Annotated in this window: 11 protein-coding genes; 5 read left to right on the top strand and 6 right to left on the bottom strand. The window is 68.5% G+C overall.

Annotated elements, in window-relative coordinates; all coding sequences use genetic code 11:
• Window positions 1–876, bottom strand: an 876-nt coding sequence (locus IBL25_RS11015; RefSeq protein ID WP_187778592.1) for an ArsR/SmtB family transcription factor, incomplete at its 3' end; no start/stop codon positions are given.
• A gap of 41 nt (window positions 877–917) precedes the next feature.
• Here IBL25_RS11015 and IBL25_RS11010 point away from each other — a divergent pair.
• Window positions 918–1,274 carry a hypothetical protein gene (locus IBL25_RS11010; RefSeq protein ID WP_238940354.1) on the top strand — a complete coding sequence of 119 codons (357 nt, stop codon included), beginning with the start codon at window positions 918–920 and terminating at the stop codon, window positions 1,272–1,274.
• Window positions 1,275–1,425: 151 nt separating this feature from the next.
• Here IBL25_RS11010 and IBL25_RS11005 read toward each other — a convergent pair whose 3' ends face one another.
• From IBL25_RS11005 to IBL25_RS10985, 5 genes are all read right to left on the bottom strand, one after another.
• Window positions 1,426–2,517: an SMP-30/gluconolactonase/LRE family protein gene (locus IBL25_RS11005; RefSeq protein ID WP_187778590.1), complete on the bottom strand. Its 1,092-nt coding sequence runs from the start codon at window positions 2,515–2,517 to the stop codon at window positions 1,426–1,428.
• A 107-nt stretch (window positions 2,518–2,624) separates the two neighbouring features.
• Window positions 2,625–3,140 carry a GNAT family N-acetyltransferase gene (locus IBL25_RS11000; RefSeq protein WP_187778589.1) on the bottom strand — a complete coding sequence of 172 codons (516 nt, stop codon included), beginning with the start codon at window positions 3,138–3,140 and terminating at the stop codon, window positions 2,625–2,627.
• 131 nt (window positions 3,141–3,271) lie between these two features.
• Window positions 3,272–4,657 carry an esterase-like activity of phytase family protein gene (locus IBL25_RS10995; RefSeq protein WP_187778588.1) on the bottom strand — a complete coding sequence of 462 codons (1,386 nt, stop codon included), beginning with the start codon at window positions 4,655–4,657 and terminating at the stop codon, window positions 3,272–3,274.
• A gap of 82 nt (window positions 4,658–4,739) precedes the next feature.
• Window positions 4,740–6,311: a DHA2 family efflux MFS transporter permease subunit gene (locus IBL25_RS10990; protein ID WP_187778587.1), complete on the bottom strand. Its 1,572-nt coding sequence runs from the start codon at window positions 6,309–6,311 to the stop codon at window positions 4,740–4,742.
• 13 nt (window positions 6,312–6,324) lie between these two features.
• The gene (locus IBL25_RS10985; RefSeq protein ID WP_187778586.1) at window positions 6,325–7,482 is read right to left on the bottom strand and encodes an HlyD family secretion protein; all 1,158 of its coding nucleotides are present in this window, start codon (window positions 7,480–7,482) and stop codon (window positions 6,325–6,327) included.
• A 137-nt stretch (window positions 7,483–7,619) separates the two neighbouring features.
• Between IBL25_RS10985 and IBL25_RS10980 the strand changes: the two genes are divergently transcribed.
• From IBL25_RS10980 to IBL25_RS10965, 4 genes are all read left to right on the top strand, one after another.
• On the top strand, window positions 7,620–8,282 hold the full coding sequence (locus IBL25_RS10980; RefSeq protein ID WP_187778585.1) for a TetR/AcrR family transcriptional regulator: 663 nt from the start codon (window positions 7,620–7,622) through the stop codon (window positions 8,280–8,282).
• Between the two features lie 358 nt (window positions 8,283–8,640).
• On the top strand, window positions 8,641–9,771 hold the full coding sequence (locus IBL25_RS10975; protein ID WP_187778584.1) for a type III PLP-dependent enzyme: 1,131 nt from the start codon (window positions 8,641–8,643) through the stop codon (window positions 9,769–9,771).
• 89 nt (window positions 9,772–9,860) lie between these two features.
• Complete coding sequence (locus IBL25_RS10970) at window positions 9,861–10,325, top strand: Lrp/AsnC family transcriptional regulator (RefSeq protein WP_187778583.1); 465 nt, start codon at window positions 9,861–9,863, stop codon at window positions 10,323–10,325.
• 214 nt (window positions 10,326–10,539) lie between these two features.
• Window positions 10,540–12,069 carry an ABC transporter substrate-binding protein gene (locus IBL25_RS10965; protein ID WP_238940353.1) on the top strand — a complete coding sequence of 510 codons (1,530 nt, stop codon included), beginning with the start codon at window positions 10,540–10,542 and terminating at the stop codon, window positions 12,067–12,069.
• The last annotated feature ends 4 nt before the right edge of the window (window positions 12,070–12,073 follow it).

Below are 12,073 nucleotides of genomic sequence, written 5' to 3'. Positions count from 1 at the left end.
CGGCCCCGCGACTTCCACCGGCGGCAGCGGCGCGCAGCCGGCGGCACCCAGCCAGCCGGCCAGCGCCGCGTCGTCGAAGCCGGGCCAGCGATGCGCCAGCCCGGTCAGCAATTCGCTCCGCTCATGCGGGGCGAGGTCGATCACCACCAGCAGCCCCTCGGGCTTCAGCACGCGCGCGGCCTCGGCCAGGGCGGCCTGGGGGTCCTCGGCGTAATGCAGCACCATCTGCAGGGTGGCCAGGTCGAAGCCGGCATCGGGCAGCGGCAGGCGGTACATATCGGCCAGGCGCACGCTGGCATTGGCCATGTCGCGCTCAGCCAGGCGGGCGCGGGCCAGGGCCAGCATCTCCCGGCTGGCATCCAGGCCCAGCACGGCATCGGCGCGCGGCGCCAGCACATCCAGCAGCTTGCCGGTGCCGGTGCCGATATCCACCGCCCGCGCCACCCGCTTCGGCACCAGTTTTACCAGTGCCGCTTCGATGGCCGGCGCCGGCAGGCCGAGCGCGCGCATCTCATCCCAGTCGGCACCATGGCGGCGGAAGCTCTCGCTGGCCACGCGGGCACGCTCGGCGGCGATGCGGGCGCTGGCACGGCGGTCGGCGGCGATGGTGGCGTCATCTTCCGGCAGGCGGGCCAGAAGCTGGCGCGCCAGGGCGCCGTCGTGCCCCACCTGGAAATAGGCATTGGCGCCTTCCGGCAGCCGCTCCAGCAGCCCCGCCTCCACCAGCAGCTTCAGGTGGCGCGACAGGCGAGGCTGGGACTGGCCCAGGATGGCGCAAAGCTCGCTGACGCAGAAGGCGCCACGGGCGCAGAGGGCCAGCAGGCGCAGGCGCGTCGGCTCGGCCGCGGCACGAAGTTGGGTGAGCAGAGGCTCCATGGGGTTGCCGATGACATAAAGACATCTTTATGTCTAGCGCCATGACGTGGTCCCTGGATGCCCGCACCCCTGTCCGTCTGCTGGCGCATGCCGCCGAGGCGCCGCCCGGCGCCGTGGTGCTGGCCGAGGATGGCGCCGCCCTGCCCCCCGCCCCAGCGCGGGTGGAGCGCTATGCCACGCCGGTGGCCACGGCCCATCCTATCGGCTGCGCCTGCTGCCAGCCGCGCAGCCCCGCCGCCATCGCACTGGATCGGCTCTTCCTGGCCCGCACCCGTGGCGAGGCACCCTGGTTCAAGGAAGTCGTGGCCCTGACCGCCACCGCCGCCGGGCGGGAGGCCATCATGGCGGCGCTGGAGCAGGATAGCGTGGTCTCGGCGCGGTTCCGCGCTGTGGCGTGAAGGCTGGGGAATGAATTCCCCAGGCCCCTTCTTTTTTCTTCGAATTCTGGTTCAGCTCAAGGCCGGAAACAAAGCTTTAGGCGGCCTGCCGCAAACTCGAAGAAAAAGAAGGGGGTCCGGGGGAATTCCTTCCCCCGGCTTTCCCGCCCCTTCAGCAGAAATGTGCCCCGCGTGTCTCCACCGGCACCACGTAGAGCGACTGGCTGGCGCACATGAAGAGCAGGTTGCGCCGCGTGCCGCCAAAGCAAAGATTGGCGCAGATTTCCGGCAGCTTGATCTGCCCGATGCGCTGGCCATCCGGCGCGAAGACATGCACGCCGTCATAGCCATCCCCCACCCAGCCGGCGGCGACCCAAAGGTTGCCGGCTTCGTCGCAGCGGATGCCGTCGGCCATGCCGGTCTTGCCATCCATCTCCATGCTGCAGAAGGTGCGCGGGTTGGTCAGGCGCGTGCCTTCCACCGTGAAGGCCCAGACGATGCTCCTGGCCTCGGGGTAATGGCTTACGCCGGTATCGGCGACATAGAGGGTGCGGTAATCGGGGCTGAAGCAGAGGCCATTGGGCTTGAAGGGCTGGTCCGCCACCTTCTCCACCTGCCCATTGGCGGGGTTGAGGCGGTAGATCGCTTCCTTGATCAGCGGGCGGGGTGAATTGGCGGCCTCGGGCAGGCGGTTGCCCTCATAGTCCATCAGGGCGCCATAACCGGGGTCGGTGAACCAGATGGCGCCATCCTGCGGATGCACCACCGCGTCATTGGGCGCGTTGAAGGCGCCATCGGGGCCCCGCGCGGCCAGCACCGTCAGCTTCCCGTCCGGCTCGTAGCGCACCACGTCCCGGTAGTAGTGGCGGCAGGCGATCTGCCGGCCCTCGCGGTCGAAGGTATTGCCGTTGGAATAGCCGGAATGGCTGCGGAAGCGGCGGGAGACGTGGCGGTCTTCCTCCGTCATGCGCAGGCATTCGTCATTGGGGATGTCGGACCAGATCAGGAAGCGGCCGGTGGCGTGCCAGGCCGGACCTTCCGCCCAGCTCATGCCGGTATGGAGGCGCTGGATGCGGCTATTGCCCAGCCGGGCGGTGAAGCGCTTCTGGTCCAGCGCCACGATATCGGCATCGGGGTAGCGCACGGGGGGCGCGCCGCGCCCGTAGTCCCGCGTCTGGCCTTGGGCCAGGGCGGGCAGGGCCAGGGTGGCGAGCGCTGAGGCACCGAGGATGGCACGGCGGCCGGTGGCCGGCAGATGCGGCATGACGTTTCTCTCCCAAGCCGGCGTCCTTGCATCGCGCCGGTGGCGGGAGATTGTCATGGTGCAACCGAGGCGCGACTACACGCCTCGGCGAGCGAAAGGTTGGCCGTTCAGGGGAGGGTCTTGTCGCCGGCGCCCAGGCTGCGCTGCAGGTAGACCACATCCACCCAGCGGCCGAACTTCAGCCCCGCCGCGCGCAGCAGCCCGACCTGCTTGAAGCCCAGCGAGAGATGCAGGCCGATGGAGCCGACATTGTCGGAATCCCCCACCACAGCGAACATCTGGCGGAAGCCGGCGGCCTCGGCACGCTCCAGCAGCGCCGCCACCAGCGCCTTGCCGACGCCCTGGCCGCGCACGTCATCCCGCACATAGATCGAATCCTCGGCCGAGAAGCGATAGGCCGAGCGGTCCCGCAGCGCGGCAAAATAGGCATAGCCCTTCACCTCGCCCTCATCCTCCGCCACCAGCCAGGCCCAGCCATGCCCCTGCACCTTGGCGAGGCGCGCGGCCATCTCGTCCTGGTCGGGCGGCACCTCCTCGAATGTGCCGGTGCCGTGCAGGACGTGGTGGGCATAGATCGCGACCATGGCCGGAAGGTCGGCGGCGGTGGCGTCGCGGAAGATCATGCGGAAGGGTCTCCACCACGGGGAAGCGACCTCCCCGAGGCGGGGCGGCGCGGGCCGCGAATCAGCTCGGCCCAGGCCAGGGGTAAGCGTGCCGGGCGCGGACCGCAAGGCCCCCACCCGGCGGCATGGGCTCAGCGGGCCCGCAGCAGCGCCGGCACGTGCAGCAGCAGCAGCTCGTTGTCATCCGCCCGCGTCAGGTGGCGGCCGGCGCTGAAGGGCAGGTTGTTGTCGTTGCCCAGGATGATGTGCTCCTCATCCACCATCGCCACGTTCTCGATGGTGAAGAAGGGGAAGCTCAGGCGGTCGGGCGCGGTGCCGGGGCCGCGGTCGCCGCGCGTGCGGGCCAGCTTCTCGGGGTCCTGGATGTCCATCAGGTCGATATGGCCAACCTTGCGCACGAAGCCCTCGGCATCCGGCGCGCCCAGGTCCACCAGCGTCACGCGCTTCACCCGCGCGGGGGTGGCGAAGCAGGCCGGCGGCCGCTGCCCGTCGCGGCAGGCCAGGGAGGGATCGCCCTCGCCATTGTCGCGCTCGATCACCAGGGCGCGGCGGTCGTCGATCATGTTGAAGTCGCCGATGGCGGCGGCACCCTCGGCCAGGCGGAACTTCAGGCTGCGGCCGGTCCAGTCGCCCTTCTGGGTGTCGAATTCCATCATGCGGATAAAGGCGCCCTCGGGCTGGTCGCCGCCCTCGGCCAGCAGCGGCTGCTCCAGCAGCGCCCAAAGGCGGCTGCCATCCGGCAGCATCGCCATGCCCTCATAGCCGCCGGAGCGCCGGACGCGGAAATTCACCCGTGCCGTTGGGGTGGCACCAACAGCAAGCGCGGGATGGTCCGGCCCCATCAGCGGCTTGCCGTCCAGCACCGTCGGCACCACACGCTGCACCCGGCCCTGGGCATCAACGCGCAGGATAAAGGGGCCGAATTCCTCGCCGATCCAGAAGCCGCTGCCATCGGGGGCGGGCTGGATGCTCTCGGGGTCGAAGTCGGCGCCGGTCAGGTAGCGCGCATCCGTGCCTTCATTGGCGATGCGGAAGGGCACGCGGCGGTCGGGGTCGGTCAGCCAGACGGTCTGCAGCACCGCGACCTGGCCGGAGCGGAAGTCGGGGCGGATCTTGCGGAAGGCGAGCAGCGCGTCGCCGCTGTTGCGCTTGTTGCCGAAGCCATTGTCGGTCAGCACCCAATAGGCGCCGGGCTCGCCGGCCACCGGCTTGATGCCGGAGAAACCCTGCACGGGCTGGCCAACGAAGGGAAACGACAGGCCGGTGGGGCGGCCATCCGGCGCCGGGCCGGTGGTGCCGGCAACGGAGCCGGCGAGATCGTTGCGGTCGGTGCTGGCGCCGGCGAACTTGCCGGAGAGCATGGCATCGCGCGGCGCATCGGCCGGCGGCAGCGCCATGGTCATGGCCGGCAGCACGGCATGGCCGGCGAGCTTGGCCTCGAAGCGCTGGTCATCGGCGGCCTGGGCGGCGCCGGCCAGCGCAACCAGGGCGCTGGCGGCAAGAAGAAGGCTGCGCATGGGCGGGATCTCCGTTGATCGTCGCCCGGGCTGTTACTGTTGCCGTGTTGCCCGCCTCTGACAGCGGCGTGACGAAACGGCGTCAGTGCGCATCGCCACCGCCGCCTTGCCGCGGCCGGCGCAGGAAGGGCACCAGCGGCAGAGAGACCAGGAAACAGAAGGCCATGACGATCAGCACGTCGTTATAGGCCAGCACCAGCGCCTGCTGCGCCACCATGGCCTTGATCCGCGCCAGAGCGGCGAAATGCGAGGCGCCTTCCCCCACATGGCGGGCCATGGCGGCGGCGATGCTGTCACGGGACTGCAGGGCTTCCGGGCGGGCCCAGTTCACCGCCTCCCCCAGATGCACGCGGTGCAGGAAGGAGCGGTCCTTGACCAGCGTGTTGATCACCGCCAGCCCGACCGCGCCGCCCAGGTTGCGCATCAGGTTGTAGAGGCCGGAGGCGTTCTTGAGCCGGGCCGGCGCGATGGTGCCCAGCGCGATCTGGTTCACCGGCGCCATGCACATCATCATCGCGACGCCGCGCAGGCCGAGCGGGAAGGCCATGTCGGGAAAGGCACTTTGCACCGTCAGCCGCGCCGTCAGCCACATGGAGAGGAAGAACAGCATCAGGCCGCAGGCCAGCAGGATGCGCGGGTCGAAGCGCGCCAGCGCCTTGCCCACCCAGGGGGCGGCCAGGAACATGCAGAGGCCGGTGATGAACATCACCTCGCCGATCTGCATGGAATTGTAGCCGCGCACCCGGCCCAGGAAGAGCGGGATGAGATACACCGCACCATAGAGGCCGATGCCCATGGTGAAGCTGAAGAGGCAGCCGATGGCGAAGTTGCGGTCGGTGAAGGCGCGCAGATCCACGATCGGCTCCGGCCGCGTGGAGGCGCGCCAGAAGAAGACGATGCCGGAGACGAGGCAGACCGCCGCCAGGTTGCGCACGGTCTCGTCCGCCAGCCAATCCCAGCGCGGGCCTTCCTCCATCACATATTCCAGGCTGCCCAGGAAGGCGGCCATGGCGGCCAGCCCCCACCAGTCGAACTTGGCCAAAAGGGAACGGTCGGGCTTGTCGATATCCACCGTCAGCCAGACCGCCGTGGCGATGGCGATGCCGACGGGCACGTTGATCAGGAAGAGCCAGTGCCAGGAGAAGCTCTCGGTCAGCCAGCCGCCGAGCGTCGGGCCGATGGTGGGCGCCAGCGTCGCGGTCAGGCCGATGATCACGGTGGCCCCCGCCCGCTTGGCCGGCGGAAAGAGCATGAAGGAGGCCGCGAAAACCGTCGGGATCATCGCGCCACCGATGAAGCCCTGGGCGGCGCGGAAGACGATCATGGTGCCGAGGTTGGAGGAAAAGGCGCAGGCGAGCGAGAAGATGGTGAAGCCGGTGGCCGAGGCCGTGAAGAGCACGCGGGTGGAGAGCAGGCGCGACAGGAAGCCCGACAGCGGGATCATCACGATCTCGGCGATCAGGTAGGAGGTCTGCACCCAGCTCGCCTCATCCGGGCTGGCGGCGAGGCCGGCCTGGATCTCGGAAATGGAAGCCGAGACGATCTGGATATCCAGGATCGCCATGAACATGCCGAAAACCATCGCCATGAAGCCCAGGCGGACCTTGGGGGTCATGGCGGGCACGGCGGCGGCCGGCATCGTGGTGGCGCTCATGGCGCGGCGGCTTTCAGAACAGGTTGCGGACCGCGGCCCAGAGGCCCCGCGGCGCATGCGGGTCGGCGCGGGTATCGACCTCGGCCACCACCGACAGGCCGGGGCGCAGCCGCGCCAGGGCGGCGGCATCCTGCCCTTCCTCCAGCACCAGCTTCACCGGCACACGCTGTACGATCTTGGTGAAGTTGCCGGTGGCGTTCTCTGGCGGCAGCAGGCTGAACTGGCTGCCGGTGGCGGGCGCGAAGCTGTTCACCCGGGCATGGAAGACGGTGCCGGGAATGGCATCCACCGTCACCTCCACCGGCTGGTCCGGCTGCATCCGCGCCAACTGGGTTTCCTTGAAATTGGCCACCACATAGAGCTGCGCCCCCGCCGGCGACACGGCGATAAGTTGCTGCCCCGGCTGCACATGCTGGCCGATCTGCGCCGCGCGGTTGCCGGCGATGCCGTCCACCGGCGCCCGGATGCTGGTGTAGGAAAGGTTGGTCTCGGCCTGGGCCAGGGCGGCGGCGGCCTGGCTGCGGCGCGCCTCGGCCTGCCGCAGCTGCGCCGCCAGCACGCCCAGCGACTGCCGCTGCACCAGCGATTGCGCCTGCGCCGCCCGCACGGCGGCCTCGGCCTTGCGCTGGTCCGCCACCGTCTGGTCGGAGGACTGGCGGGAAGCGAAGCCGCTGCCCACCAGGGACTGGGTGCGGCGGGCATCGGCGGCGGCGCGGGTCTGCTCGGCCCGCGCCTGCTCCACCTGAGCCGTGGCGGCGTCGATCTGGGCCTGCTGCTGGGCCAGTTGCTCCCGCGCCGTGGCAATGGCGGCATCGGCCTCGGCCAGGGTGGCGGCGGCCTTGTCGCGGGCATTGCGCAGGTCGCGCTCATCGAGCGAGATCAGCAGGTCGCCGGCCTTCACCGCCTGGTTGTCGGCCACCGGAATGGCAACCACATCGGCGGCGACGCGCGGCCCCAGCACGCTGATATCGCCCTGCACATAAGCGTCGTCGGTCTCGATCAGGAAGCGGCCGGTCTGCCAGTACCAAGTGCCGCCCAGGGCGGCGGCGATCAGCAGCACCACCGGCCCCACGCGCAGCAGCACCCGCCGCAGCGGCCGGCCTGGCCTGGCATCGGTGGCGGAGGAATGGCCGGTATCCAGCGGCGCCGGCTTGGTCACGGGAGCATTCATCGGGAGTCCTTGAACTGAACGGTACAGTTCATTTCTGTCTTGCAGCAGATGCGCCTGGCCTGCACAAGTGTCAAGACTGAACCGTTCAGTTCAGTTCACCTCTTGAAGCGCAGATACCGTCACCTTACTGAAGTGTCATGTCCTCTCTCCTCGAGATGCTGCCGGAGCAGCAAAGCCCGAAGTGCCGCGCCGTCATGGTCGCGGCGGCGGAGCTGTTCATGGCCGAAGGCTATGCCGCCGTGTCGATGGATGCCGTGGCGCGCACCGCCGGTGTCTCCAAGGCGACGCTTTATGCCCATTTCTCCGGCAAGGAAGCGCTTTTCGAAGCCATCGTCACCCATGCCTGCGCGCAGATGCGGCAAAGGGCCGATACGCTGCTGGCCAGCCATGACTTGCCTCTGCGGCAGGCGCTGACGGAACTGGCCTTGCACTGGTTGCGCTTCCTGCTGCGGCCGCAGATGCGGGCGCTGCACCGGGTGATGATCGCCGAAGCCGTGCGCTTCCCAGCCCTGGCGCGCGCCTTCTACACCGCCGGGCCGCAGGCCATGCGGCTCTGGCTGACGGCCTGGATGGCGGGGGAACAGGCGCATGGCCGCCTGCCCGCCGACACCGACACCGCCCGGGCGGCGGACCTGTTTCTGATCCTGTTGCGCGGCGACCTCTTCCTGCGCGCCACCCTGGCACTGGTGGATGAGGCGGAGGTGGAGCAGAGCCTGCCCGGCGTCGCCGCCCAAGCCGCCGATACCTTTATCCGCCTCCACGGCCCCGCCCCCGATTCGGCGGAGGAGCATTTCCCCTGAAGCAGGCGTTTCACAGGCAAGGCGACCCGTGGCATCGCCGGGCCTAAGGTAACTTTCCGGCAGTGCGGGGGAGGCATGCGGAAAAAATCGGGCCGCATCCCGAAAACCTCTTTCACCCCACAGGCGACATCTCTATATGCCGCCGCAGACGCAGTACGCACGTGCCTCTAGGCCCCAGGCTGGCAAGACCGGCCAAAGGTTTACGCAACGACGTCAAGCGTTCTGGCAACCCCGGCGAAAGGCGCGAGCCCCAAGCCGGCCTCTCTTTGGTCGCTGGTTCGTTCGACCGTTTCGTCAACTTGGGGCTGTCCCTCCATAGCAGAGGGTGGTCCTTCCATATTTGGATGGGGGTGGTGCGATGACCGACAAGGTCTCCCGCTTTCTTCGCGACGCCATGCCGGCGACGCCTTGCCTGGTCGTGGACGTGGATCGCGTCGCGGAGAATTATGGGCGCCTGAAGGCCGCCCTGCCGCTGGCGCAGATCTATTACGCGGTGAAGGCCAATCCGGCCGCGCCGATCCTGGATCGCCTGGTCGGGCTCGGCTCTTCCTTCGACGCCGCGTCCTGGGAAGAGGTGCAGGCCTGCCTGCGCTCCGGCGCCGCGCCTTCCGCCATTTCCTTCGGCAATACCGTGAAGAAGGAAAGCGCCATCAAGGCCGCCTATGAGGCCGGCGTGCGCATGTTCGCCTTCGACTCCGAGGCCGAGCTGAAGAAGCTCGCCCGCTCGGCGCCGGGCGCGAAGGTGTATTGCCGCATCCTGGTGGGCAATGTCGGCGCCGAATGGCCGCTGTCGAAGAAGTTCGGCTGCGAGGTCGAGATGGCCAAGGAACTGATGGTGCAGGCCAATGAGATGGGCCTGGATGCCTTCGGCATCTCCTTCCATGTCGGCAGCCAGCAGACCCGCACGGACGCCTACAAGGCGGCGATCGCCAAGGTCGGCCTGCTCTTCACCGACCTGAAGACCGCCGGCGTGAACGTGCGCATGATCAACATCGGCGGCGGCTATCCCGTGCGCTACCGCACCGAGGTGCCGGAGATCGGCGAGATCGGCGACGCGATCATGGGCGCGATGGTCGAGGCCTTCGGCAATGCGCTGCCGGAGATGGTGATCGAGCCGGGCCGCTTCATGGTGGGCGATGCCGGCGTGCTCTCCTCCGAGGTCGTGCTGGTCTCCCGCAAGGAGAAGGACGACCCGGTGCGCTGGGTCTACCTCGACATCGGCCGCTTCGGCGGTCTGGCCGAGACCGAGGGCGAGGCCATCAAGTATGCCTTCCGCACCCCGCATGACGGCGGCGAGGAAGGGCCGGTGACCATCGCGGGCCCCACCTGCGACAGCACCGACACGCTCTACGAGAAGAGCAACTACCGCCTGCCGCTGGCGCTCGATTGCGGCGACCGGGTGGAGCTGCTCGCGACCGGTGCCTATGTCACCACCTATGCCAGCCAGGCCTTCAACGGCTTCACGCCGCTGGCCGAACACTACATCTGAGCTGCGGCGCTTGCCGGGCGGGGGCGGAAAGGGAGACCTTTCCGCCCCTTTTTATTTCCAGACGGCGCCGCACCGGATAATCTCCCGCCATGGATGAAATCGACCGGAACATCCTCGTCGCCCTGCAGGAGGATGGGGCGGCGGGCCTGGCCGAACTGGCCAAGGTGGCTGGCCTCTCCGTTTCCGCCACGGCGGAGCGGGTGAAGCGGCTGGAGGAGCGTGGCACCATCCGCGGCTGGCGTGCCGACCTGGACCCCGCCGCGATCGGCTGCCCAATGCTGGCCTTTGTTTTCGTGGAGATGCACGCAGGGCGCGAGGAAACCGCCTTCCGCACCGCCATGCGCGCGGCTGAGCCGGTGCTGGAATGCCACCGTGTCACGGGCGGCTGGACCTATCTGCTGAAGCTGCGCCTGCCGGATTTGGCGGCGGTGGAGCGTTTCGTGGCCGATGCGGTGCGGGGCCATCCCGGCGTCATCCGCACGGAAACCATCCTGGCCATCGGCTCCGCCAAGGAAACGTCCATCCTGCCGGTGGCCGAAGCCACCGAAGAATAGCCTGTTGCAGAGGCGCTTAGCTCAGAATCTTGCCAAAAAACGAGCAGTATCGGAACGGTTGCAATCAAAATGCATTAGTTATGCAGTAAACTGGTGATTCTTCCGGTGGCCTGCTACAGTATCAAGGCAAGAAGGCGGCAGCCTCTGGGGGAATTGAATGAAGATCTGCAACAGGGTGGCCCTCCTGGCCGCCGTTTCTGCGTTGGCGGTTGGCATGCCCGCGGCAGGGCAGGCCCAGAACATCACCATCGCGGTCGGCGCCCAGGTCACATCACTGGACCCGCAATACCACGCGCTGTCGCCTAACTACGCCGTGGCGGAGATGCTCTTCGGGGCCCTGACCAGCTTTGATGCCAATGGCCGCCTCGAGGCCGGCCTTGCCGAGAGCTGGAAGCCGGTGGCGCCGGATACCTGGGAGTTCAAGCTCCGCCCCGGTGTGAAGTTCCACAACGGCAATGCCTTCACCGCCGAGGACGTGGCCTTCTCCATCGCCCGGCCGCCGACGGTTCCGAACAGCCCCTCCTCCTATGCCATCTACACCCGCGCGGTGAAGGGCGTGGAGATCGTCGACCCGCTGACCATCCGCCTGAAGACCGACGGCCCCTATCCCCTGCTGCCGACCGACCTGGCGCAGGTCACCATGCTCGACAAGGAGACGCATGAGGGCGCGGCGACCGAGGATTTCAATTCCGGCAAGGTCGCCATCGGCGCGGGCCCCTTCCGCTATGTCTCCTTCCGTTCCGGCGACCGGCTGGAGCTGGAGCGCAACGAGGATTACTGGGGCCCCAAGCCGGTCTGGAAGCAGGTCTCCTACCGCATCATCACCAACAACGGCGCCCGCATGGCGGCGATCCTGGCCGGTGATGTGGACATGATCGACCAGGTGCCGACCAACGACATCGCCCGCCTGCGCCGCGAGAGCCGCGTGAAGCTGAGCGAGAAGGACGGGCTGCGCATCATCTTCCTGGGCACCGACCAGTCCCGCGACGGCGAGAGCCCCTACCTTTTCGACAACGAGGGCAAGCCGCTGCCGCGCAACCCGCTGCGGGACCTGCGGGTGCGCCAGGCGCTGAACATCGCCATCGACCGCCCCGCCATCGTGCAGCGCGTGATGGAAGGCAGCGCCCTGCCCTCCGCCCAGTTCCTGCCGCCGGGCACCTTCGGCTACGTGCCGGGCCTGGAGCCCGCGCGGTCCGATGTGAACACGGCCAAGAAGCTGCTGGCCGATGCCGGCTATCCCAATGGCTTCCGCATCACCCTGGCCGGACCCAATGACCGCTACCTGAACGATGCCCGCATCCTCCAGGCGGTGGGCCAGATGTGGTCCCGCATCGGCGTGACCGCCAATGTGGAAGCCATGCCCTGGACCACCTTCGCGGCCCGCCGCACCCGGCAGGAATTCGGCGCCTTCCTGTCCGGCTGGGGCACCTCCTCGGCCGAGGCCTCCTCGCCGCTCCGCTCCCTGACCGCGACGCCGTCGCGGGAGAAGGGCTGGGGCGGTTCCAATGGCGGCCGCTACAGCAACCCGGAGGCTGACGCCAAGCTGGAAGCCGCGCTGAGCGAACTCGACGACGCCAAGCGCGAGGCCCTGCTGCAGGAAGCCACCCGCATCACCATGGAAGACGTGGGAATCATGCCCATCCATATCCAGAAGAATGTCTGGGCCATGAAGCCCAACCTGGTCCACGACGCCCGCGCGGATGAACTGACCCGCGCCCAGGACGTCCGGCCGGCGGCGAAGTAACAGC

The organism is Pseudoroseomonas ludipueritiae (assembly GCF_014490445.1).
Taxonomy (GTDB): Bacteria; Pseudomonadota; Alphaproteobacteria; order Acetobacterales; family Acetobacteraceae; genus Pseudoroseomonas; species Pseudoroseomonas ludipueritiae.
Note: the sequence above shows the minus strand (reverse complement) of the source record. Positions and strands in the feature narration are given on the sequence as shown.

Bases quoted from the DNA above. Each gene is read 5' to 3' on its own strand.
- IBL25_RS11010 (WP_238940354.1), top strand. From the start codon at position 918: ATGACGTGGTCCCTGGATGCCCGCACCCCTGTCCGTCTGCTGGCGCAT.
- IBL25_RS11005 (WP_187778590.1), bottom strand. From the start codon at position 2,517: ATGCCGCATCTGCCGGCCACCGGCCGCCGTGCCATCCTCGGTGCCTCA.
- IBL25_RS11000 (WP_187778589.1), bottom strand. From the start codon at position 3,140: ATGATCTTCCGCGACGCCACCGCCGCCGACCTTCCGGCCATGGTCGCG.
- IBL25_RS10995 (WP_187778588.1), bottom strand. From the start codon at position 4,657: ATGCGCAGCCTTCTTCTTGCCGCCAGCGCCCTGGTTGCGCTGGCCGGC.
- IBL25_RS10990 (WP_187778587.1), bottom strand. From the start codon at position 6,311: ATGAGCGCCACCACGATGCCGGCCGCCGCCGTGCCCGCCATGACCCCC.
- IBL25_RS10985 (WP_187778586.1), bottom strand. From the start codon at position 7,482: ATGAATGCTCCCGTGACCAAGCCGGCGCCGCTGGATACCGGCCATTCC.
- IBL25_RS10980 (WP_187778585.1), top strand. From the start codon at position 7,620: ATGTCCTCTCTCCTCGAGATGCTGCCGGAGCAGCAAAGCCCGAAGTGC.
- IBL25_RS10975 (WP_187778584.1), top strand. From the start codon at position 8,641: ATGACCGACAAGGTCTCCCGCTTTCTTCGCGACGCCATGCCGGCGACG.
- IBL25_RS10970 (WP_187778583.1), top strand. From the start codon at position 9,861: ATGGATGAAATCGACCGGAACATCCTCGTCGCCCTGCAGGAGGATGGG.
- IBL25_RS10965 (WP_238940353.1), top strand. From the start codon at position 10,540: ATGCCCGCGGCAGGGCAGGCCCAGAACATCACCATCGCGGTCGGCGCC.